Source organism: Azospirillum brasilense (genome assembly GCF_022023855.1).
GTDB lineage: Bacteria > Pseudomonadota > Alphaproteobacteria > Azospirillales > Azospirillaceae > Azospirillum > Azospirillum brasilense_F.
The window spans coordinates 1-20,224 of sequence record NZ_CP059453.1 but is presented as its reverse complement, the minus strand read 5'-3'; the positions used below and the strand labels follow the sequence as shown (position 1 = coordinate 20,224).

Genomic DNA, 20,224 nt, shown 5'->3' with positions numbered 1-20,224 from the left:
TCGGGTCTTTCTGATCGTTTTCGGGCGGCCCCTACCCTGCGCCAGCCTTACGTTCCGATCAAGCCGAGCTGCGGGCTCGACGCTTCCGCGAAGGCGCGTTTCGGCATGCGCCCGGCCAGACGGGCCGCCCGCCCCGCCGCCACCGCATCGCGCATCGCCGCCGCCATGCGCACCGGATCGCGCGCCTTCGACACCGCAGTGTTCAGCAGGACGGCGGCGCAGCCCAGCTCCATCGCCAGGGCGGCGTCCGACGCCGTGCCGATCCCGGCGTCCAGCACCACCGGCACCGGGCTGCGCGCGCAGATCGTCTCGATGGCGTGCGGGTTGCGGATGCCCAGCCCCGAGCCGATGAAGGCGCCCAGCGGCATCACCGCCGCAGCACCCAGGTCGGCGAGCTTGCGGCAGGTCACCGGATCGTCGTTGCAGTAGGGCAGAACGGTGAAGCCGTCGGCCACCAGCTCCTCGGTCGCGCGCAGCAGCTCCTCGACGTCCGGGTAAAGCAGTTCGCGGTCGCCGATGACCTCCAGCTTGATCCAGTCCACGCCCAGCGCTTCGCGGGCGAGCTGCGCGGTCAGCACCGCCTCCTTGGCGGTCAAACAGCCGGCTGTGTTGGGCAGCAGCCCGGCGCGATCGCCGATGACGTCGACGAGGCTTTCCGAATAGCCGTCCAGGCTGATGCGCCGGATGGCGAGGGTGACCAGCTCGCTGCTGCTGGCCTCCAGGGCGTCGAGCATGACCTGCTGGTTCGGGTAGCCGGCAGTGCCGAGAAACAGGCGCGAGCGGAACTCACGGCCCGCTATGGTGAGCGTGTCGTTCATGAATGTTTCCTTGGATGTCGGACCCGCCTTCGGGCGGGTGGGAGGCTCAGCGCCCTGCGCTCAACCGCCCTGCACGGGACGGATGATTTCCAGGGCGTCGCCCGCGGACAGGGGCGTCTCGTCCCAGCGGCGGGACGGCAGGACGGCTCCGTTCAGGGCGACGGCGACGCCGCGCGTGCCCGCGGCGATTCCCCGCCCGGCCAGCAGGGCGGCGACGGTGGGGGCGGCGAGATCCTCCTCCCGTCCGTTCACGCGGATGCGGGCACTCATGCCGCGGCTCCCTTCGGCTGGGCAAAACGGTCGAGCGCGAAGGGACGGATCACCGGATCGGCCTCCCCGGTCAGGACCAGCCGTGCCACCGAATCCGCGGTGACCGGGGTCAGCAGGATGCCGTTGCGGTGGTGCCCGGTGGCGTAGACCAGCCCCTCCACCTCCGAGAGGCCGAGGATCGGGGCGTCGTCGCGGGTCCCCGGACGGAAACCGGCCCACGCCTCCTCGATGGGCAACTCGGCGATGCCCGGCAGGGCGCGCCACGCCCCTTCCAGCAGGGCGAACTGGCCCCCGGCGGTCAGCCGGTCGTCGAACCCGCGCTCCTCCGTGGTGGCGCCGACGAGCAGCCGCCCGTCCAGCCGCGGGATCAGGTAGGTGCCGGGAGTCCACACCACATGGCGCAGCAGCGGCAGGCGGGCGTCCATGCGCAGGCAGAGCATCTGCCCCTTCACCGGACGCACGGGCGGACGCACCGCCGGGGACAGCCCGTCGATCCAGCCCGACCACGCCCCGGCGGCCAGAATCACCCGGTCCGCCTCGACCAGACGGTCGCCGACCTGGACGCCGACGGCGCGGCCGCCGCGGACCTCGATGCGGCTGACCTCGGCATATTCATGGATCGCGGCACCGGCCCGCAAAGCGGCGGTGTGCAGGGCGGCGGCAACCTTGCGGTTGTCCACCTGATGGTCGCCGGCGCAGAACAGGGCGCCGGCCACACCCGGCTGGAGATAGGGCTCGCGCCGCCGCACCTCCGCCCCGTTCAGCCATTCCACCGGCAGGCCGAGCCTGGTCTGGAAATCGTGCAGGAAGCGCACCTTGGCCGCGTCGTCGGCGTTCAGCGCGATGACCATCGTGCCTTCGTCGCGCAGGTCCACCGCGATGCCGGAGGAGGCCTCCAGCTCCGCCGCGAAGGCGGGCCACAGGTCCTGGGAGGCGCGGGTCAGCGGCAGAAGGCTCTCTTCGCCGGGTTCGGTCTCCACACAGGCGGCGAGCATGCCGCCCGCGGCGTGGCTGGCGCCCCGGCCGGCGGCGCCACGGTCGAAGACTTCGACCCGGCAGCCGGCGGCGGCCAGCCTCCAGGCGATGGACAGGCCGATCACCCCGGCGCCGATCACGGCGACGGTGGGTTTTGCGGAATCGGAATGAAATAAGGGCGCGGATACCATGCGGCGGCTCCCTTCGCTGGCATTATCCAGACAGGTTCGATGGGTGTGATCTCAGCCGCGCGGGCTCATCCCGCACGGCACCCCAGCCAATGCCCGGATCATCCGGAAGAGGGCCCCCTTTGGCAAGCCCCTTTTCGTTGGTCACAACAACAAAAGCGACGCCAGCCCCAGGAAGGACAAAAACCCGATGACGTCGGTCATGGTGGTCAGGAAGACCGAACTCGCCACCGCCGGATCGACTCCCAGCCGGTCCAGCCCGATGGGAATCAGGACCCCGCACAGCCCGGCGACGAACAGGTTGATGACCATGGCGCAGCCGATCACCAGGCCGATCATCGGCTCGAACCACGTCGCGGCGATGGCCCCGACCAGCGTGGCGAAGACGGCGCCGTTGAGCAGCCCAACGAGCACCTCCTTACCCACCACGCGGGGGGCGTTGGAGGACGACAGCTCGCGCGTCGCCAGGGCGCGCACCGCCACGGTCAGGGTCTGGGTTCCGGCGTTGCCGCCCATCGAGGCGGTGATCGGCATCAGCACGGCCAGCGCCACGATCTGTTCGATGGTCGCCTCGAACAGCGAGATGACGCCCGCCGCCGCGAAGGCGGTAAACAGATTCACGCCCAGCCAGGAAATGCGCGAGCGCGAGGTTTCCAGAACCGAGCGGTAGATGGAGGTGTCGCCGACGCCGCCCAGCTTGCCGATGTCGTCCTCGGCCTCCTCGTCGATGATGTGGACCACGTCATCGACGGTGATGACGCCGATCAGCCGCCCGCCGGCGTCCACCACGGGGGCGGAGACCAGGGCGTACTGGCGGAACAGGTTCGCCACCTCCTCCTGGTCCATGGTGGCGGGGATGGTGTCCACCTCCTCCGTCACCAGATCGGCGATGCGGACCGACCGCTTCTGGCGCAGCAGGCGCGACAGGGGCACCGCACCGACCACCCGGTGCATCGGATCGACGACGAAGATGTCGTAGAAGTCCTCCGGCAGCTCGTCGGTGGCGGCGCGGACGTAATCGATGGTCTTGCCCACCGTCCAGAACTGCGGCACCGCCACCAGATCGCGCTGCATCAGGCGGCCGGCGGTGTACTCGTCGTAGGTCAGGTTCTCCTGGACCAGCGCCCGGTCGGCGGCCGGCAGATTCTCCAGAACCTCGCGCCGGGTGTCCTCGTCCAGGTCCTCGATGACGTCGACAGCGTCGTCGGTGTCCAGCTCCGCGACGGCGGCGGCCAGTTCCTTCGGCTCGAACAGCTCGACGATCTCCTCGCGGAGATCGGGGTTGAGGTAGCTCAGCACCTCGCCGTCGAAGTCGGGGCGCAGGACGCCGATCAGCGCCTCCCGGTCGTCGTGGCCGAGTTGCTCGATCAGGTCGGCGATGTCGGCGGGGTGAAGCTTGTCCACCTCCGCGCGCAGATCGTCGCGCCGTCCGGCGTGCAGCCGCTCGACAATCTCCTCCACGAACTCCGGCTCAACACCATAGGCGCGCTCCTCCTCGCCGTCCTCGCGGGGCGGGTCGGGGCGTTCGGCCGGGTGCGGCACATCGTCCTGGATACGTTCCGGTTCCTGGCGGTCGGTGTGCATGGCGGCACCCTCCCTGTACGATGGCAATGCGGCGTGACGGCATGGTCCTGCGATCGGCCGACCATGGCGCACCGGCGTTTGCGGGTTGGTGGGGAGCCCTTGCGGGTTCCCGCCGGGGCGCCCACCGAATATAGGTGTGACACCGCTTTGTCCAGCGCGGCGGGCCATTCCCGGGCCTCCGGCCTCTCGCGCAATGCTTGCGTGGGCTGCGCAATTCGTGCACCCATAATGCCAACGGGGCTTTTCGCCCCGCGCAGGCAGCGAAAAACAGACACCACCGGCCAACGGATGTGACGATGGAGTACGCCTACACCGACATCGACGGTCAGGAAGGGATCATGCTGTCGGGGCGTTTCACCTACGATGACAGCCGCAAATTCCACGATCTGCTGGCGGACTGGGACATCGGCGCGCGGCCCGAGGTGCGGCTGGACCTGCGTTACATGACTTTCCTGGACTCCGCGGCGATCGGCATGCTGTTCGTCCTGGCCAACCGCTGCCGCGATGCGAAAGGGATGGTGACGGTGCACAATGCACAACCCTACATTGTTCAGACCATGCGCCGCGTGGCGCTCGACCAGTATGTGGAGTTCCGCTGAGGACAAGGGCGCCGAGAGGACAGTCCCGATCGCGGCGGTCTGAAAATGGAAGTCTGAAAACGAAAAAGCCCGCTGTGGTCCGATGGACCGGCGGGCTTTTCGTTTGTTTGCCTGAACCCCCCGTTTCCGGGGGATGGTGCGGTCGAGAAGACTCGAACTTCCACGGCATCTCTGCCACAGCGACCTCAACGCTGCGCGTCTACCAATTCCGCCACGACCGCACAAGGCTGGTAGAACCGAGGAGGGAACTGCTCCCCTCATCGGGTGGAGCGGGGGAATAGCAGATCCCCATCGCCCGATCAAGCGGTGTCTCGCGTTTTTGCCAAAGAAAGTTCATAACATCGGCATGACCGATCTCATCGCCCCCGTTCCGCCCGCCGCCGATGCCGCTCCCGCCGCCGATGCCCTCCCGGCGCGGGCGGTGGAGTGGCGCATCAGCGACACGCCCGTCCCCTACCCCGACGCGCTGGCCGAGATGGAAGCGCGCGTGGAGGCCATCCGCGCCGGCACCGCGCCGGAGCTGGTCTGGCTGCTCGAACATCCCCCCCTCTACACCGCCGGCACCAGCGCGCGGGAGGAGGACCTGCTGGAGCCGGGCCGCTTCCCCGTCTATCAGGCCGGGCGCGGCGGGCAGTTCACCTATCACGGGCCGGGACAGCGCGTGGCCTATGTCATGCTGGACCTGAAGACGCGCGGGGCCGACATCCGCGCCTTCGTCCACGACCTTGAGGAATGGCTGATCCGCACGCTGGCCGCCTTCAACATCCGCGGCGAACGGCGGGAGGGCCGCGTTGGCATCTGGGTGGACAAGCAGCCCTACGGCGGCGCGCCCGGCCAGGAGGACAAGATCGCCGCGATCGGCGTGCGCGTGCGCCGCTGGGTCAGTTTCCACGGCGTCGCCCTGAACGTCGAGCCGGACCTGTCGCACTTCGCCGGCATCGTCCCCTGCGGCATCAGCGAGCACGGGGTGACCTCCATCGTGGCGCTCGGCCACCTCGTCACCATGGAGGATGTGGACGCCGCCATGATCGCCAGCTTCGCGGAGGTCTTCGGCGGCGGGCCGGAAGGGGAATGAGCCCTACCGCTTCGTCGCTGCGGCGGGCTGCGCGTCGTTCAGGACGCGCACATCCTCGTTGGTGATCGACACGATGGTGCAGCCGGTGCTGTCGCCGTTGCGGAAGAGATAGATCAGCCGGCGGTTCGCCTGCTTCTTCGGGTCGTGCAGGTTCAGGCCGTGGCCGAAGGCGACGCCCAGAACCTCGCCCTTGAAGATGGCGCGGTAGCGCAGGGGCATCTGCTCCCGGAACTGGCGGGCGGCGCAGGCCTTGCTCAGCTCCTTCTCGAAGGTCCCGGCGTGCCGCCAGTCCTGGGAGGAGCGGATCATCACCCATTGCGGCGGCAGCGGGAACTGGACCACCGGCGGCGAGAGCGGCAGGTCATAGCCGCCGGGCGGCACCGGCGGCATGTGTCCCGGCTCCGTCCGGTCGAGCGGCCCCTTGGCCCAGGCCGCCCCGGCGCCCAGCACGCCGAGAATCAATAGGCTTCGGGCTGCACCGCACAGGCGCCGTGGCACTGATTTTGGCCTTTTGCCGCTCATCCCAACCTGTTTGCCCCCTCCCGAAACCCTCTCCCGGAGATCGGAAGAGGGAGCATCGAGCACCAGGCGGCTCCCTACGCCGCCGGGTCGCTGCCGTAGACGGACTTGGTCTCCAGGAACTCCTCGAAACCGACCTCGCCCCACTCGCGCCCGATGCCGGACTGCTTGTAGCCGCCGAAGGGAGCGGCAAGGTCGATGGAGGCGCCGTTCAGGTGCACCATGCCGGTGCGAAGCCGCTTCGCCACCGCCCGCGCCTCGTCCACCGTGCCGGCGTAGACGTAGCCGGACAGACCGTAGAGCGAGTCGTTGGCACTGCGGATCGCCTCCTCGATATCCTCGTAGGGGCGGATGGTGAGGACCGGGCCGAAGATCTCCTCGCGCATGATGGTCATGCCGTCGGTGGCGCGGCTGAAGACGGTGGGTTTGGCGAAGAAGCCACGCTCCAGCCCCTCCGGACGGCCCGGACCGCCGCACAGCAGGGACGCCCCCTCTTCGATGCCGGCCTGGATCAGCCGCTGCACCCGCTCGTACTGGCGCTGGTTGGCGATCGGGCCGACACCGGTGCGGTCGCCGCGCGGGTCGCCGACCACCAGACGGGCGCAGACCTGGGCGGCGATCTTTTCCGCCTCGTCCAGGCGGGAGGCCGGGACATACATGCGCGACGGCGCGTTGCAGCTCTGCCCGGTGTTGGACATCATCGACCGCACGCCGTGGGTCACCGCCTTGGTCAGGTCGGCGCTCTCGCAGATGATGTTCGCGGACTTGCCGCCCAGCTCCAGCGACACGCGCTTGATGCTGTCGGCGGCGTTGTGGGAGACCGATGCCCCGGCGCGGGTGGAGCCGGTCAGCGACACCATGTCGACCAGCGGGTGCGAGGCCAGGACCGGACCAACCACCGCGCCGTCGCCGTAGAACATGTTGAAGACGCCCGCCGGAACCCCGGCCTCGTGCAGGATCTCGGTGAAGATCCAGGCCGAATAGGGAGCGAACTCGCTGGGCTTCAGCACCATCGTGCAGCCGGTGGCGAGCGCCGGGGCGACCTTGCAAGCGATCTGGTTGATCGGCCAGTTCCACGGCGTGATCATGGCGCAGACACCGACCGGCTCGCGCAGGATGCGGGTGGTGCCGCGCGTCCGCTCGAACGGGTACTCGCGGGCGGCATCCAGGGCCGTCTTGAAATGGGCCAGCCCCATGAAGGCCTGCGCCGGCTTGGACAGCGCCGCCAGCGGCGCGCCCATCTCCTCGGTGATGGCGTCGGCCACCTCGTCCATGCGCTTCTCGAAGAGCGCGCAGACGGCGGCCAGCAGGTCCAGCCGCTCGTTCAGGGGGGTGCGGGAAAAGCCGTCGAAGGCGGCATGGGCCGCCACCACCGCGCGCTGCGCGTCCTCCGGCCCGCCGAGCGCCACGGTGCCCGACACCTGCTCCGTCGCCGGGTTCAACACCTCCATCACGGTGGCGCCCGCCGCGGGTTTGGTCCAGGCGCCGCCGATGTAGAAGGATTGGCAGGTCTTCATCTCTAATCCCCTTGCTCTCTTCGTTGGCATTTTCGGGTGAAACGATCCTGCCCCGTCCGGCGCCGTTTGCCAAAGCATTCCATCGGGAAAAACCGGATAGGTCAGAAGACCGGACCCTGTTGACAGATCAATGGTTTCAAGCTCTGATCGTTGAACACCTACGTGCCGCCGCCCCGCTTGCGGCGAACCGAACGACAAGAATCGGGCCGCAACAACCGTGGTCCAAAGGGCTGGGAGCCTGCTTCACGGGTACAAATCAAACGTACAATCAGGGGGACGAGGGATGGCCTTACGTGATCGGCATGGGCGTGATCGGCGCCTTGCGGGTGTGCTGCGTTCCGGAACCTTGAAACAAGTCCTGCCGGCGGTCGCCGCCCTGGCCCTACTGGCCGCGGCCCCGACGCCGTCGCAGGCCGCAACCCTGACGGTGGGCACCTCGGCGGAGCCGAGCGCGCTGGACCCACACTACCACAACCTCGGCCCCAACACGCGCGCCCGCAAGCATGTGTTCGAATCGCTGGTCAGCATGGACGCCAAGATGCGGCTCCAACCCGAGCTGGCGGAAAGCTGGCGCGCCATCGACGAGACGACCTGGGAATTCAAGCTGCGCAAGGGCGTGAAGTTCCACGACGGCACCGAGTTCACGGCGCAGGACTTCGTCTACTCGGTCTGCCGCATCCCGAACGTCGCCAACAGCCCCTCCTCCTTCACGGTCTACACCAAGGGCATCGCGGGGATCGAGGCGCCGGACCCGCACACCCTGATCATCAAGACCGGCAAGCCCTACCCGCTTCTGCCGGTGGAACTGTCGACCTTCGGCATCATCTCCGCCAAGGCGGCGGGCGGCGAGGCCGTCACCTTCGACAAGGCGGGCTGCAAGGCCGACTCCTGGCCGACGACGCAGGCTTTCAACGACGGCTCGCTGATGATCGGCACCGGGCCGTTCAAGCACAAGTCCTACACCAAGGGCGACCGGCAGGTGCTGGAGCGCAACCCCGACTATTGGGGGCCGCAACCGGCCTGGGACACGGTTGTCTTCCGTCCGATCACCAGCGACGGGCCGCGCGTCGCCGCCCTGCTGGCAGGCGACGTGGACATGATCGAATCGCCCCCGGTTCAGGACATCGAGCGGCTGAAGTCCGCCCCCAACGTTTCCCTGGCCCAGGCCCAGTCGAACCGCGTGATCTATCTGGCGCTGGGTGTCCAGGACACCCCGCCGACCATCACCGGGACCGACGGCAAGAATCCGCTGAAGGACCCGAAGGTGCGCAAGGCGCTGTCGCTGGCGGTGGACCGCGACGCCATCGTGAAGCGCATCATGATGGGCGTTGCGGAGCCGGCGAACCAGTACCTCCCCGCTGGCTTCTACGGCAACAACCCGGAGGTCACCGTCGCCACCGACGCCAACAAGGCCAAGCAGCTCCTCGCCGAGGCCGGCTACCCGAAGGGCTTCCAGCTCACCCTCGGCACGCCGAACGACCGCTACATCAACGACGACAAGGTGGCCCAGGCGGTCGCCCAGATGTTCACCCGCATCGGCGTTCAGACCCAGGTCGACGCGACCACCGCCAACGTCTTCTTCTCCAAGCGCAACAAACAGGAATACAGTGTCTTCCTGGCCGGCTGGGGCGCCGATTCGGGCGAGATGTCGTCGCCGCTGAAGGCGCTGATCGCCACGCCGATCAAGGAGAAGGGCTACGGCACGACCAATTACACCAGCTATTCCGATCCGGAGCTGGACGGCATGCTGGACACGGCGCTGGCGACCGTGGACGACGCGAAGCGGGAAAAGCTGCTCCAGGCCGCGGTGAAGCGGGCGGTGGACGCCGACATCATCATCCCCCTGCATTACGAGGTGACGGTCTGGGCGATGAAGAAGGGGGTGAGCTACGAACCGCGCGCCGACCAGTACACGCTGGCGCAGAAGGTGACCCCCGCGAAGTGAGTGGAGCGAGCGCCGCCCTCTTTCCCTCTCCCCTCTGGGGAGAGGGTTAGGGTGAGGGGGTTGCGCTTCTGCCGAACGCTCCGCAACGCGCATCCCCCTCACCGGCCCTCCGGGCCACCCTCTCCCCGGAGGGGAGAGGGTTAGATATTAGCGGAGCGCCATGCTTGTCTTCATCCTCCGGCGGCTGGCGCAGAGCGCGGTCGTCGTGGTGGCGATGTCGGTGCTGGTCTTCGCCGGCATCTTCGCCATCGGCAATCCCATCGACGTGCTCATCAGCCCCGAGGCCGACGAATTCGAACGCGCCGCCGCCATCGCCCGGCTGGGGCTCGACAAGCCCATGCATGAGCAGTTCATCCGCTTCGTGGACAGCGCGCTCGGCGGCGACCTCGGCACCAGCTTCGTGCATGGGGTGCCGGCGCTCGGCCTCGTGCTGCAGCGCTTTCCGGCGACGCTGGAGCTGGCGCTCTGCGCCATGCTGGTGGCGGTGGTGCTGGGCATCCCGCTGGGGCTGTGGGCCGGGCTGAAACCCGACAGCATGGCCGGGCGCGTCATCATGACCGGCTCGATCCTCGGCTTCTCGCTGCCCACCTTCTGGGTGGGCATGATGCTCATCATGGCCTTCGCGGTGACTCTGGGCTGGCTGCCGGCGGGCGGACGCGGCGAGACGGCCGGCCTGTTCGGCGTGCAATGGAGTTTCCTGACCGCCGATGGGCTGGCCCATCTGATCCTGCCGGCCGTCAATCTGGCCCTGTTCAAGCTGTCGCTGGTCATCCGTCTGGCCCGCGCCGGCACGCGGGAGGTCGCCTTGCAGGACTATGTGAAGTTCGCCCGCGCCAAGGGGCTGGCACCCGCGCGGGTGGTCGGGGTGCACATCCTGAAGAACATCATGATCCCGGTGGTCACCGTCCTCGGGCTGGAGCTGGGCAGCGTCATCGCCTTCTCGGTGGTCACGGAATCGGTCTTCGCCTGGCCGGGCATGGGCAAGCTGCTGATCGACAGCATCCTCCAGCTCGACCGGCCCGTGGTGATCGCCTACCTGCTGGTCACGGTGCTGCTGTTCGTCGTCATCAATCTGATCGTCGATCTGGTCTATTCGCTGCTCGACCCGCGAATCCGGCTGGGCGGAGGACAGGCATGAGCAGCGTCGCGGCCAAGGCCCCGCCGGTCGAGACGCCGTTCCTGCGGCTGGCGCGGGACTTCGCGCGGTCGCGCACGGCGCTGGCCGGGCTGGCGGTGCTGGTGCTGATCGTGCTCGCCGCCCTCCTCGCCCGCTGGGTGGTGCCGCAGGACCCCTACGACCTCGCGCAGCTGGACATCCTCGACGGCATGATGGCGCCGGGATCGCTGGGCGGCGGCGGCTGGACCTATTGGCTGGGCACCGACGACCAGGGACGCGACATGCTGTCGGCCATCGTCTTCGGCCTGCGCACCAGCCTGCTGGTCGGGGTGGTCGCCACGCTGATCGCGCTCGCCGTCGGGGTAGCGGTCGGGCTGCTCGCCGCCTACGCGGGGGATAGGGTCGACGGGCTGGTGATGCGGCTGGTCGACATCCAGCTCTCCTTCCCGGCCATCCTGATCGCGCTGATCCTGCTGGCCCTGCTGGGCAAGGGGGTCGACAAGGTGATCGTCGCCCTGGCCGCCGTGCAATGGGCCTATTACGCGCGCACCATCCGCGGCTCCGCCCTGGTGGAACGGCGCAAGGAATACATCGAGGCCGCGCAATGCCTGGCATTGCCCCACCGGCGGATCATGATGCGCCACCTGCTGCCCAACTGCCTGCCACCGCTGATCGTGGTGGCGACGGTCCAGGTCGCCCACGCCATCGCGCTGGAGGCGACGCTGAGCTTCCTCGGCGTCGGCGTGCCGGTGACCCAGCCGTCGCTGGGGATGCTGATCGCGTCGGGCTACCAGTACATGCTCTCAGGCGATTACTGGGTCAGCCTGTTCCCGGGCCTCGCCCTGCTGGTCACCATCGTGGCGATCAATCTGGTGGGGGACCGGCTGCGCGACGTCCTCAACCCGCGGCTCAACCATTGAGAAGGGGCCCGCGATGACCGAACCCCTGCTGCGCGTCGACGGGCTGAAGACCCATTTCCTCACCCGCGCCGGCACCGTGAAGGCGGTGGACGGGGTCGACCTGCGCCTCGACCGCGGCGAGATCCTCGGGCTGGTCGGCGAGTCCGGCTCCGGCAAGTCGGTGACCGGACAATCCATCCTCGGCCTCGTCGATCCGCCGGGGCGGGTGGTCGGCGGGCGGGTGCTGTTCCAGGGCGAGGATCTGGTGGGCGCCGGGGAGAAGCGGCTGCGCGCCATCCGCGGGCGGCGCATCGCCATGATCTTCCAGGACCCGATGATGACCCTGAATCCGGTGCTGAGCATCGGCACCCAGATGGTCGAGGCCGTGCGGGCTCATGACAAGGTCAGTCGGGCCGAAGCGTGGGAGCGCTCGCGCCGGGCGCTGGCCCGCGTCGGCATCGCCTCGCCCGACGAACGGCTGGCCTCCTACCCGCACCAGTTCTCGGGCGGGATGCGCCAGCGCGTCGCCATCGCCATCGCGCTGCTGCACTCCCCGGACCTCATCATCGCCGACGAGCCGACCACCGCGCTCGACGTCACCATCCAGGCACAGATCCTGTTCGAGGTGCAGAAGCTCTGCCGCGAGACGGGAACGGCGCTGATCTGGGTGACCCACGACCTCGCCGTCGTGTCGGCGCTGGCCGACCGGGTGACGGTGATGTACGCGGGCCGGGTGGTGGAGACCGGGACGGTGGCGGAGATCATCGGCAGCCCGCGCCACCCCTACACCCGCGGCCTTCTGGAGTCGGTGCCCAGCCGCAACCGGCGCGGCGTGCCGCTGCGCTCCATCCCCGGCATGACGCCCTCCGTCCTCGACCTGCCGGAGGGCTGCGCCTTCCGCCCGCGCTGCGACCGGTCCAGCGGAGCCTGCACCGTGATGCCGGAGTTGGCGGGAGAGCGGGAGGACCGCGCCTGGCGCTGCTGGAACCCTGTCGCGGCCGAAGCGCGGGGAGACGCCGCATGACCGCTTCTCCGATCATCGAGCTGAATGGGCTGACCAAGCGCTTCGCGCGCAAGCTGGACGTGGTGGAGCGCTTCGCCCGCCGGCTGGGGGCGGCCATCGATGACCGGGCGGTGCAGGCGGTCAGCAGCGTGGATCTGTCCATCGCCGAGGGCGAGGTGGTCGGGCTGGTCGGCGAATCCGGCTGCGGCAAGAGCACGCTGGGCCGCATGGTCGCCGGCATCCTGCCACCCAGCGCCGGCACCCTGCGCTGGCGCGGCCGCGACCTGCGGGAGCTGCCCCCGGACGACCGCCACCACGCCAACCTGAAGATCCAGATGGTCTTCCAGGACCCCATGGCCTCGCTCAACCCGCGCCTGCGCGTGGCCGACATCGTCGGGGAGGCGCCGGTGGTCCACGGGCTGGTCCCGCGGCGCGAGGCGGAGGAATATGTGGCCGCGACCCTGCGGCAGGTCGGGCTGGACCCCGCCTATCTGCGGCGCTACCCGCACCAGTTCTCCGGCGGGCAGAGGCAGCGCATCGGCATCGCCCGCGCGCTGGCGGTGAAGCCGGACATGCTAGTCTGCGACGAGTCCGTCGCGGCGCTCGACGTGTCGATCCAGGCGCAGATCATCAATCTGTTCATGCGCCTGCGCGAAGAGCTGTCGCTGACCTATCTCTTCATCAGCCACGACCTGGGCGTTGTGGAACACATTTCCGACCGCACCGCGATCATGTATCTTGGACGGATCGTGGAGTTGGCCCCGACACCGGAGCTGTTCGACAAACCCAATCATCCCTATGCCAAGGCGCTGTTGGACGAGGCGCCACGCGTGTCCGTGGAGAAGCGGCGGTTCGCGCCGATCCGCGGAGAGATTCCATCGCCCCTCGACCCGCCGTCGGGCTGCGCCTTTCACCCGCGCTGCCCGCACGCGATGCCACGTTGTTCGGCGGAACGCCCGGCCCTGCGCGAGATCGCGCCCCGGCGCTGGTCCGCCTGCCATCTGAACGAAACCACAGGTCCATGATGCCCGCACCCGATCCCGCCGGCCCTTCCGCGTGCAGCCCGCGCACGCTGGAGCTGCTGCGCGACCTGATCGCCTTCGACACGACCAGCCGCAACTCCAACCTCGACCTGATCCACTACATCCGCGACCATCTGTCGGCGCTGGGCGTGTCCAGCACGCTGGTGTTCAACGAGGAGCGGACCAAGGCCAACCTCTACGCCACCATCGGCCCGATGGACCGCGGCGGCGTCTGCCTGTCCGGCCACACCGACGTGGTGCCGGTGGACGACCAGGACTGGTCGAGCGATCCCTTCACCCTGACGGAGCGCGACGGCAAGCTGTTCGGGCGCGGCACCGCGGACATGAAGGGCTTCATCGCGGCGGCGCTGGCCATGGCGCCGGACTTCCTGGCCGCCAATCTCACGACTCCGGTCCATTACGCCTTCTCCTACGACGAGGAGCTGGGCTGCCTCGGCGTGCCCGGCCTGCTGACCCAGCTTGCCGGAATGGCGGTGAAGCCGCGCCTGTGCATCGTCGGGGAGCCAACGCGGATGCGGGTGATCGTCGGTCACAAGGGCAAGGTGGCGCTGCGCTGCCGCGTCCACGGCCACGCCTGCCACTCCTCGCTCGCGCCGCAGGGGGTGAACGCCGTGGAATACGCGGCGGAGCTGGTGTCCTTCCTGCGCGGCATGGGCCGCCGCTTCGCCGAGCAGGGGCCGTTCGATTACGATTACGACGTGCCTTTCACCACGGTGCACACCGGGGTGATGGAGGGCGGCACGGCCCGCAACATCGTCCCCTCCGACGCCTCCTTCGAGTTCGAGATCCGGCATCTCGCCGACCATCCCGTGGCGCCGATGCTGAAGGAGCTGCGGGACTTTGCGAAGACCCTGGAACCGGAGATGCGCGCCGTCCGCCGTGACGCCGGTTTCTCCTGGGAAACCCTGTCGGACAGCCCGGCGCTCGACACCCCGCCGGAGTCGGAGGAGGTGACGCTGGTCAAGAACCTCGCGGAGCAGAACGGGCACGGCAAGGTGGCCTTCGGCACGGAGGGGGCGCTGTTCACCAGCATCGCCAACATTCCCGCCGTGGTCTGCGGCCCCGGCGACATCGAGCAGGCCCACAAGCCCGACGAGTATGTGGAGCTGAGCGAACTCGCCCGCGCCGAGCGCTTCCTGCACCGGCTGAAGGACGCCGCGCAGAAGGGCCTGTAACAAGAGGGCCTGGAACGCAGAAGGGCCGGAGCGTTGCCGCTCCGGCCCCTTTTAAAACTGTCCGTAGACCGTTGCGCTTCGCCGGTCAGTGGACCTCCACGCTGACGATGGCCGGCAGGGTGCGCAGGAAGTTCGCACCCGTGTCGGTCGCCTCGACGACGAGGTGACCGCAGCGGTCGTGCCCGCGCAGGCGGGCCTCCGCGCCCATGCCGGCGGTGCGCAGCACCTCCGACAGGTCGGACACCGCGGTGCGGACCCAGGCCCGATGCTCGGCCAGACTCTTGTACGCCGTTGCTTCCGAGTGATTCAGGGTAACGGTAAAGGTGTGCAGCTCGATGGTCATAAGAGCTCCGGAATGAACCGATTGTTCTGGGACAAGCTCAGTGTTTGACGCTGTTCGAGCATCCGCTCCGCCCCAACCGGACGGTGTATGCAAACAAGACTGGAAAGGGACGTGCGGACACTTGCCGGTTGGCGGATTGAATCCGGGGATCAGCCGATCGGCGAAAAGGGTCCCTTTCGATTTGGGGAGCAAACAAACCGTAGTGTAACCGAAACCCGTGGCCGATGCTTGTGATATCGTGGGAACGCTGCCCTGCACAAAGCGCGCTCACAGGCGCGAAAGACGGGCGCAAAAGGGTAGGCCCGGCACGGCCGCCCCCCTGCGCTTCGCGGTTCCTTCAGAGCGCCCTCAATCCAGGAAGATGTCCGGCGCCAGCGGGGCGCCCGGCCTGACCGCGTAGGGCTCCAGGTCGGTCACGCCTTCCTCCGCCAGCACTTCGTCGTCGATGAAGAAGTGGCCGGTGCAGGTCCTGGCGTCGCGGGTCAGGATGGCGTGGGCGGCGTCGGCCAGGATCTCCGGCTTGCGGCAATTGTCGAACTCGGCGGCGCCCTTCAGCATGGCGATGGCCGCCGTGCCGATGATCGTGCGCGGCCACAGGGAATTCACCCCGACCTTGCCGCGGAACTCGGCGCTCATGCCCAGCGTGCACAGGCTCATCGCATACTTGGCGATGGTGTAGGCGGTGTGGTGCTGGAACCAGCGCGGATTGAGGTTCAGCGGCGGCGACAGGGTGAGGATGTGCGGGTTCTCCGCCTTCAGCAGATGCGGCAGGCAGGCCTGGGAGCAGGCGAAGGTCCCCCGCCCGTTGACCCCCATCATCAGGTCCCAACGCTTCAGCGGCGTGTCCAGCGTGCCGGTCAGGCTGATCGCGCTGGCGTTGTTGACCAGGATGTCGATGCCGCCGAACGCCTCCACCGTGCGGGCCACCGCCTCGGCCACCTGGGCGTCGTCGCGGATGTCGCAGAGGATCGGCAAAGCCTTCCCACCGGCGGCCTCGACCTCCTCCGCGGCGGAGAAGATGGTGCCGGGCAGCTTGGGGTGCGGCTCCGACGTCTTGGCGGCGATGACGACATTGGCGCCGTCGCGGGCGGCGCGCAGCGCGATCGCCTTGCCGATGCCGCGGCTGGCGCCGGTGATGAACAGGGTCTTGCCCTTCAGCGTGCGCGTGTCCGTCATGTCGCTTCCCTCCCCATGGTTCTTCCGCCGCTGCCGGCCGGTTGTCGGCGATGCTACCACACATTCCCGGGGCGCCGTCCAGACGCAAGCGTCATGCAATTGACCTATGCGTCAATGCATCCATCCCGTCTAGACTATGCTCGCCCTCTCGTTCGGGAGTTCCGGCCGGTGCGCCGTCACATCCTCGCCCTCGCGCTGATCCTCGGTTCCGCGCCCGCCTTCGCGCAGGCGGTGGCGCAGCACCTGTTCTTCGAGGCCGTGCCCATGGGCGCCCCGCCCAATGTGTCCTACGAGGCGCGGCAGCGCCTGACCGAGCGCGCCCGGACCGAACTGCTGCCCGCCATCCTCAACGCCGCCGGCCTGGATGGAGTGGGCACGGCCGCCGACCTGCGGATGGGCGGTTTCCGGCTCCAGACCAACCCGTCGCTCCACATGACCCTGCGGCTGGAGGACGCACCCGCCGACCGGCTGGCCGGGGCAATCGCCTGGAGCTTCTCGCAGGAGAGCGTCCTGGTGGCGGACTTCGACAGCGCGGACGGCGCCACCGGCTACGCCCTGGTCCGCTTTCCCGCCGGCAGCCTGACGCCGGAGCGCGCCCAGCGCTTCTTCCTCGCCGCCGCGACGGAGCATGAGGGGCTGGGCGGCGGCTACACCGCCTTCGGCGACACGCTGCTGTTCCTGAATCTGCGCGGCGACGACGGGACGCCCTACAGCGGCCTCCCCGACGAGGCCTTCGCGGAGTTTTTGCGCCGTGCCGCCGACGCCTTCCCCGGTGCGGTCCTGACCGCGACCGGGCGCGCCGACGCGCGGCTCGTCCTCCAGCCGCCCCAGCCCGACAGCCCTGCCCTCGCCCCGCTGCGGGCGCGGCACGCGGCGCTGGTATCCGAATCCCTGACCGCCGAGCCCGCCCAATGACGAGCCATCCCTCCCGCCGTTCCGTCCTGGCGCTGGGCGCCGCCGGCCTCGCCACGCTCGCCGCTCCGGCGCGGTCGCAGGAGTTCACGCCCGGGCTGCTGTACGCGGTCGGGCAGAAGTTCGACAAGAGCTTCAACGAGGGCGCCTTCACCGGGGCGGAGCGGTTCAAGGAGGCCACCGGGGTCGCCTACCGCGACTATCTGCCGGCCAGCACGGCGCAGTTCGGTCAGGCGGTGGCCGCCCTGCTGCGCCGCGGCGTGACCGACCTCGCGCTGATCGGCTTCTACTACGCCGCCCCGCTGGCCAGCCTCGCGCCGAGGCACCCCGCCGTCCGCTTCACCCTGGTCGATGCGGTGGTGGAGGCGCCGAACGTCCAGTCCGTGACCTTCAAGGAGCAGGAGGGGTCCTTTCTCGTCGGCATGCTGGCGGCCATGGCCTCGCGGACCGGGACCATCGGCTTCATCGGGGCGCTGGACATCCCGCTGATCCGCAAATTCATCGCCGGCTTCCAGCAGGGCGCCCGCCACGCCCGGCCGGACATCGGCCTGCTGGTCAATTTCGTCGGCACCACCCCCGCCGCCTTCAACGATCCGACCACCGGGGCGGAGGTGGCGAAGGCCCAGTTCCAGCGCGGCGCCGACGTGGTGTTCGCCGGAGCCGGCGTGTCCAACTTCGGCATCTTCGCGGCGGCCAAGGACGACGGGCGCCTCGCCATCGGGGTGGACAGCAACCAGAACCACCTCTACCCCGGCACCATCCTGACCTCGATGCTGAAGCGGGTGGATCTGGCGGTGGAGCGCGCCTTCGGGGAGGGCCGCAGCGGCGCCTGGACCCCCGGCCCGCGCGCCCTGGGGCTGGCCGAGCGCGGAGTCGATTACGCGCTGGACGACAACAACCGCGCGCTGGTCACCCCCGCCATGAAGGACCGGCTGGAGGAAGCGCGCGAGGCCATCATCCAGGGCCGCATCCGGGTGGCGGACGCCGTGTAGCGCCCACTCAGGCGTATTGCGGCTCGACCCCGACGGCGAAGCTCAGGTCGGCGCCGCGCAGCGTTTCCGCCGTGGCGCGGACGCGCGTCAGGTCGGTGCCGTGCAGGATCGCGCGGGCGAGGCTGGTGTCGCGCAGATCGGCCCCGGTCAGGCTGGCCTCGGCAAGGTTGGTCGGCCACAGGCGGCTGCCGTCCCCGGCAAGGTCCACCGGGCGCAGCCGCGCCCGCCACAGCTTGGCCCCCGCCAGATTGGCCCCGCGCAGGTTGCAGCCGGACAGGTCGGCGCTGGTGAAGTCCGCCTCGCGCAGGTCGCAGTAGGACAGGTCCGCCATGACCAGCTTCGCCCCGGAGAAATCCGCCCCGCGCAGCCCGCAGAAGCGCATCACGCTGCCGGCCAGGAGTTGGTTGGCAAAGTTGTAGCCGCGCAGGTCGACGCGCTGCATCTCCAGCCGCAGGCCGGCGGCGGCGTTGCGCTCGACCCAGAGCTGGTGCGCGGAAATGCTGTCGGCCATCCGCCCGGCGAGGCTGACCAGCCCGGTACCGTCCACATCGATGCCGCGCCGCTCCAGCGTCTGGCGCAGTTCGTCGTCCAGCCGGGCGCCGCACAGCAGGGCGCCCTGCATTTCCACCCGCTCCATCACCGCGCCGATCAGATTGGCGCCGATCAGGATGGTTCCGGTCATGTCGCTTCCGGAAAAGGTCGCGCCGCAGAGATCGCAGCCGGAAAAGTCGCACTGCGCCAGACGCGCGTCGGACAGGATGGCGCGGGCCATCTTGGAGCCGATGAAGGTGGTGCTGCCGTCGGCGTTGCCCGCCGGCTTGCGTTCGTCCGCCCCCAGCATCATACCCTTGCGCAGGTCGGCGCCGCGCAGGTTGGCCTCCTCCATCAAGGCGCCCTCCACCCGCGCGCCGCGCAGGTCGGCACCCTCCAGCGACGCACCGGTGAGGTCGGCTTTGGATAGGTCGGCGCCGAACAGGTCGGTGCGCGACAGAACGGCCCCCGACAGCCGGGCGCTGTTCAGGTTCGCCCCGCTGAGCTTGGCGCCGCTGAGATTGATGCGGCGTAGCCCCAGGCCCGACAGGTTGTGGAAGCTGAGGTCGGCGCAGCGCCCCTTCATGCTGGGGTCGCGCGTCAGCCATTGCTGATGCTTGACCAGCGCGTTGCGGATCGCCCTCAGATATCGCTCTTCCACGTGCGACGCCTCCGCGACGTCCAGCCGTTTCCGCCGGCATCGCACACCGGTTGAACGATTGGGACCCTTGCCACGCTGGGATGTTACCAGAGCCGCCTGGAAAAAGCGAAAGCCCTGATTTGTCTGGCCTCAGCGCAGCGTGTCGGCCAGCAGCGCGCCGCGCGACGCCATCATGTAGAGCCCCATGTGATGCGCCGGCTCCTGCGGGTGCGCCGCCGTCTCGGGCAGGCCGAGGTCCCGCGCCGTCTCCGCCGGCAGGTCGTAGGTGGCGCAGCCCGGCTCGTAGACCACAACGTCCTTCAGCGTCGGCATCATGCCGTGGTTGCGCGCGGACAGCAGGGTCAGGACGAAATCCATCACGCACACGTCGGTGCAGATGCCCACCGTGACGACCGACACCAGCCGGTTGCCGTTGACCCAGTCCACCAGCCGGTTGCGCCCGGCCTTGCCATCCGCGCCCAGTTCGGTCGCGCCGATGAAGAAATTGATGCAGTCCTTGGCGATGAGGGTCGCCGAGGGCTCCGACTCGAGCCAGGCCAGTTCGGACACCAGCTCGTCATGGCCGGTGCCGATCAGGCAGTGCGGGGGATAGGGCGGCTCCGGCTTGTCCGGGGCATGGCGGTCCAGCGAGACGCAGATCGGCCAGCCGGCCCCGGCGAAGCGGCGGGCCAGACGGTCCGTCTCGGCGATCATGCGGTCGACATGGGCGTTCGGCGCCGCCGGGGCGAGCGGACCGCAACCGACGGCGGCAAACCCCTTCACCTCGTCGATGATCACCAGACCGGTGCCTCCGGCCGGCATCGCGTAGTCGCCGAGCGCCACCGGAAAGGTGCGGCGGATGGTCTCCAGCGCCTCGTCGCTGCGAGTCATCAGGTCCAGCAT

The 20,224-nt window shown here is 69.1% G+C and carries 20 protein-coding genes, 1 tRNA gene and 1 riboswitch; of the genes, 10 read left to right on the top strand and 11 right to left on the bottom strand.

Features of this window, described 5'->3' with window-relative positions; genetic code table 11:
* Positions 1–47: 47 nt before the first annotated feature.
* The 4 genes from H1Q64_RS29870 to mgtE all read right to left on the bottom strand — a co-directional run bounded on the left by H1Q64_RS29870 (position 48) and on the right by mgtE (position 3,835).
* Positions 48–818 (bottom strand): thiazole synthase, encoded by a 771-nt coding sequence (locus tag H1Q64_RS29870; protein ID WP_237907974.1) that lies wholly within the window; start codon positions 816–818, stop codon positions 48–50.
* A gap of 60 nt (positions 819–878) precedes the next feature.
* On the bottom strand, positions 879–1,088 hold the full coding sequence (gene thiS / locus H1Q64_RS29865; RefSeq protein ID WP_014199889.1) for a sulfur carrier protein ThiS: 210 nt from the start codon (positions 1,086–1,088) through the stop codon (positions 879–881).
* Complete coding sequence (thiO, locus tag H1Q64_RS29860) at positions 1,085–2,254, bottom strand: glycine oxidase ThiO (RefSeq protein ID WP_237907973.1); 1,170 nt, start codon at positions 2,252–2,254, stop codon at positions 1,085–1,087. Before thiO ends, thiS begins: the two co-directional genes overlap by 4 nt.
* Positions 2,246–2,349, bottom strand: a riboswitch (TPP riboswitch). Its footprint overlaps the gene before it by 9 nt.
* Before the next feature lie 46 nt (positions 2,350–2,395).
* The gene (gene mgtE, locus H1Q64_RS29855; RefSeq protein WP_237907972.1) at positions 2,396–3,835 is read right to left on the bottom strand and encodes a magnesium transporter; all 1,440 of its coding nucleotides are present in this window, start codon (positions 3,833–3,835) and stop codon (positions 2,396–2,398) included.
* A 296-nt stretch (positions 3,836–4,131) separates the two neighbouring features.
* Between mgtE and H1Q64_RS29850 the strand changes: the two genes are divergently transcribed.
* Positions 4,132–4,434 carry an STAS domain-containing protein gene (locus tag H1Q64_RS29850; protein WP_237907971.1) on the top strand — a complete coding sequence of 101 codons (303 nt, stop codon included), beginning with the start codon at positions 4,132–4,134 and terminating at the stop codon, positions 4,432–4,434.
* A gap of 134 nt (positions 4,435–4,568) precedes the next feature.
* Here H1Q64_RS29850 and H1Q64_RS29845 read toward each other — a convergent pair.
* A tRNA-Leu gene (locus H1Q64_RS29845) sits at positions 4,569–4,655 on the bottom strand.
* 125 nt (positions 4,656–4,780) lie between these two features.
* Here H1Q64_RS29845 and lipB point away from each other — a divergent pair.
* Entirely contained in the window at positions 4,781–5,509 is a 729-nt protein-coding gene (gene lipB, locus H1Q64_RS29840) for a lipoyl(octanoyl) transferase LipB (RefSeq protein WP_237907970.1), read from the top strand.
* A gap of 3 nt (positions 5,510–5,512) precedes the next feature.
* Here the strand turns inward: lipB and H1Q64_RS29835 are convergent, their stop codons facing one another.
* Complete coding sequence (locus H1Q64_RS29835) at positions 5,513–5,959, bottom strand: hypothetical protein (RefSeq protein ID WP_237907969.1); 447 nt, start codon at positions 5,957–5,959, stop codon at positions 5,513–5,515.
* A 146-nt stretch (positions 5,960–6,105) separates the two neighbouring features.
* Positions 6,106–7,545, bottom strand: coding sequence for an aldehyde dehydrogenase family protein (locus tag H1Q64_RS29830; RefSeq protein ID WP_237907968.1), 1,440 nt, complete (start codon positions 7,543–7,545; stop codon positions 6,106–6,108).
* Positions 7,546–7,891: 346 nt separating this feature from the next.
* On the opposite strand from H1Q64_RS29830, the gene H1Q64_RS29825 reads away from it, so the two are divergent.
* The 6 genes from H1Q64_RS29825 (at position 7,892) to argE (ending at position 14,727) form a co-directional block, all read left to right on the top strand.
* A complete protein-coding gene (locus H1Q64_RS29825; RefSeq protein ID WP_237907967.1) occupies positions 7,892–9,490 on the top strand; it encodes an ABC transporter substrate-binding protein in 1,599 nt (532 codons plus the stop codon).
* A gap of 160 nt (positions 9,491–9,650) precedes the next feature.
* On the top strand, positions 9,651–10,628 hold the full coding sequence (locus H1Q64_RS29820) for an ABC transporter permease (RefSeq protein WP_237907966.1): 978 nt from the start codon (positions 9,651–9,653) through the stop codon (positions 10,626–10,628).
* Positions 10,625–11,527, top strand: a complete 903-nt coding sequence (locus H1Q64_RS29815) for an ABC transporter permease (protein WP_237907965.1) — start codon at positions 10,625–10,627, stop codon at positions 11,525–11,527. Before H1Q64_RS29820 ends, H1Q64_RS29815 begins: the two co-directional genes overlap by 4 nt.
* Before the next feature lie 13 nt (positions 11,528–11,540).
* Positions 11,541–12,530 (top strand): ABC transporter ATP-binding protein, encoded by a 990-nt coding sequence (locus H1Q64_RS29810; RefSeq protein ID WP_237907964.1) that lies wholly within the window; start codon positions 11,541–11,543, stop codon positions 12,528–12,530.
* Entirely contained in the window at positions 12,527–13,534 is a 1,008-nt protein-coding gene (locus H1Q64_RS29805) for an ABC transporter ATP-binding protein (RefSeq protein WP_237907963.1), read from the top strand. The genes H1Q64_RS29810 and H1Q64_RS29805 overlap by 4 nt, the downstream gene beginning before the upstream one ends.
* Positions 13,531–14,727 (top strand): acetylornithine deacetylase, encoded by a 1,197-nt coding sequence (gene argE / locus H1Q64_RS29800; protein WP_237907962.1) that lies wholly within the window; start codon positions 13,531–13,533, stop codon positions 14,725–14,727. The genes H1Q64_RS29805 and argE overlap by 4 nt, the downstream gene beginning before the upstream one ends.
* A gap of 85 nt (positions 14,728–14,812) precedes the next feature.
* Here the strand turns inward: argE and H1Q64_RS29795 are convergent, their stop codons facing one another.
* Positions 14,813–15,070 carry a hypothetical protein gene (locus H1Q64_RS29795; protein ID WP_109072703.1) on the bottom strand — a complete coding sequence of 86 codons (258 nt, stop codon included), beginning with the start codon at positions 15,068–15,070 and terminating at the stop codon, positions 14,813–14,815.
* Positions 15,071–15,418: 348 nt separating this feature from the next.
* Positions 15,419–16,246 carry an SDR family oxidoreductase gene (locus H1Q64_RS29790; protein WP_237907961.1) on the bottom strand — a complete coding sequence of 276 codons (828 nt, stop codon included), beginning with the start codon at positions 16,244–16,246 and terminating at the stop codon, positions 15,419–15,421.
* A 168-nt stretch (positions 16,247–16,414) separates the two neighbouring features.
* Between H1Q64_RS29790 and H1Q64_RS29785 the strand changes: the two genes are divergently transcribed.
* Together H1Q64_RS29785 and H1Q64_RS29780 are read left to right on the top strand one after the other, a co-directional pair.
* Positions 16,415–17,161 (top strand): hypothetical protein, encoded by a 747-nt coding sequence (locus tag H1Q64_RS29785; RefSeq protein ID WP_237907960.1) that lies wholly within the window; start codon positions 16,415–16,417, stop codon positions 17,159–17,161.
* The gene (locus H1Q64_RS29780; protein ID WP_237907959.1) at positions 17,158–18,150 is read left to right on the top strand and encodes a BMP family lipoprotein; all 993 of its coding nucleotides are present in this window, start codon (positions 17,158–17,160) and stop codon (positions 18,148–18,150) included. Before H1Q64_RS29785 ends, H1Q64_RS29780 begins: the two co-directional genes overlap by 4 nt.
* Before the next feature lie 7 nt (positions 18,151–18,157).
* Here H1Q64_RS29780 and H1Q64_RS29775 read toward each other — a convergent pair whose 3' ends face one another.
* Complete coding sequence (locus H1Q64_RS29775) at positions 18,158–19,342, bottom strand: pentapeptide repeat-containing protein (RefSeq protein ID WP_014199906.1); 1,185 nt, start codon at positions 19,340–19,342, stop codon at positions 18,158–18,160.
* Between the two features lie 129 nt (positions 19,343–19,471).
* Complete coding sequence (locus tag H1Q64_RS29770; RefSeq protein WP_237907958.1) at positions 19,472–20,224, bottom strand: isochorismatase family protein; 753 nt, start codon at positions 20,222–20,224, stop codon at positions 19,472–19,474.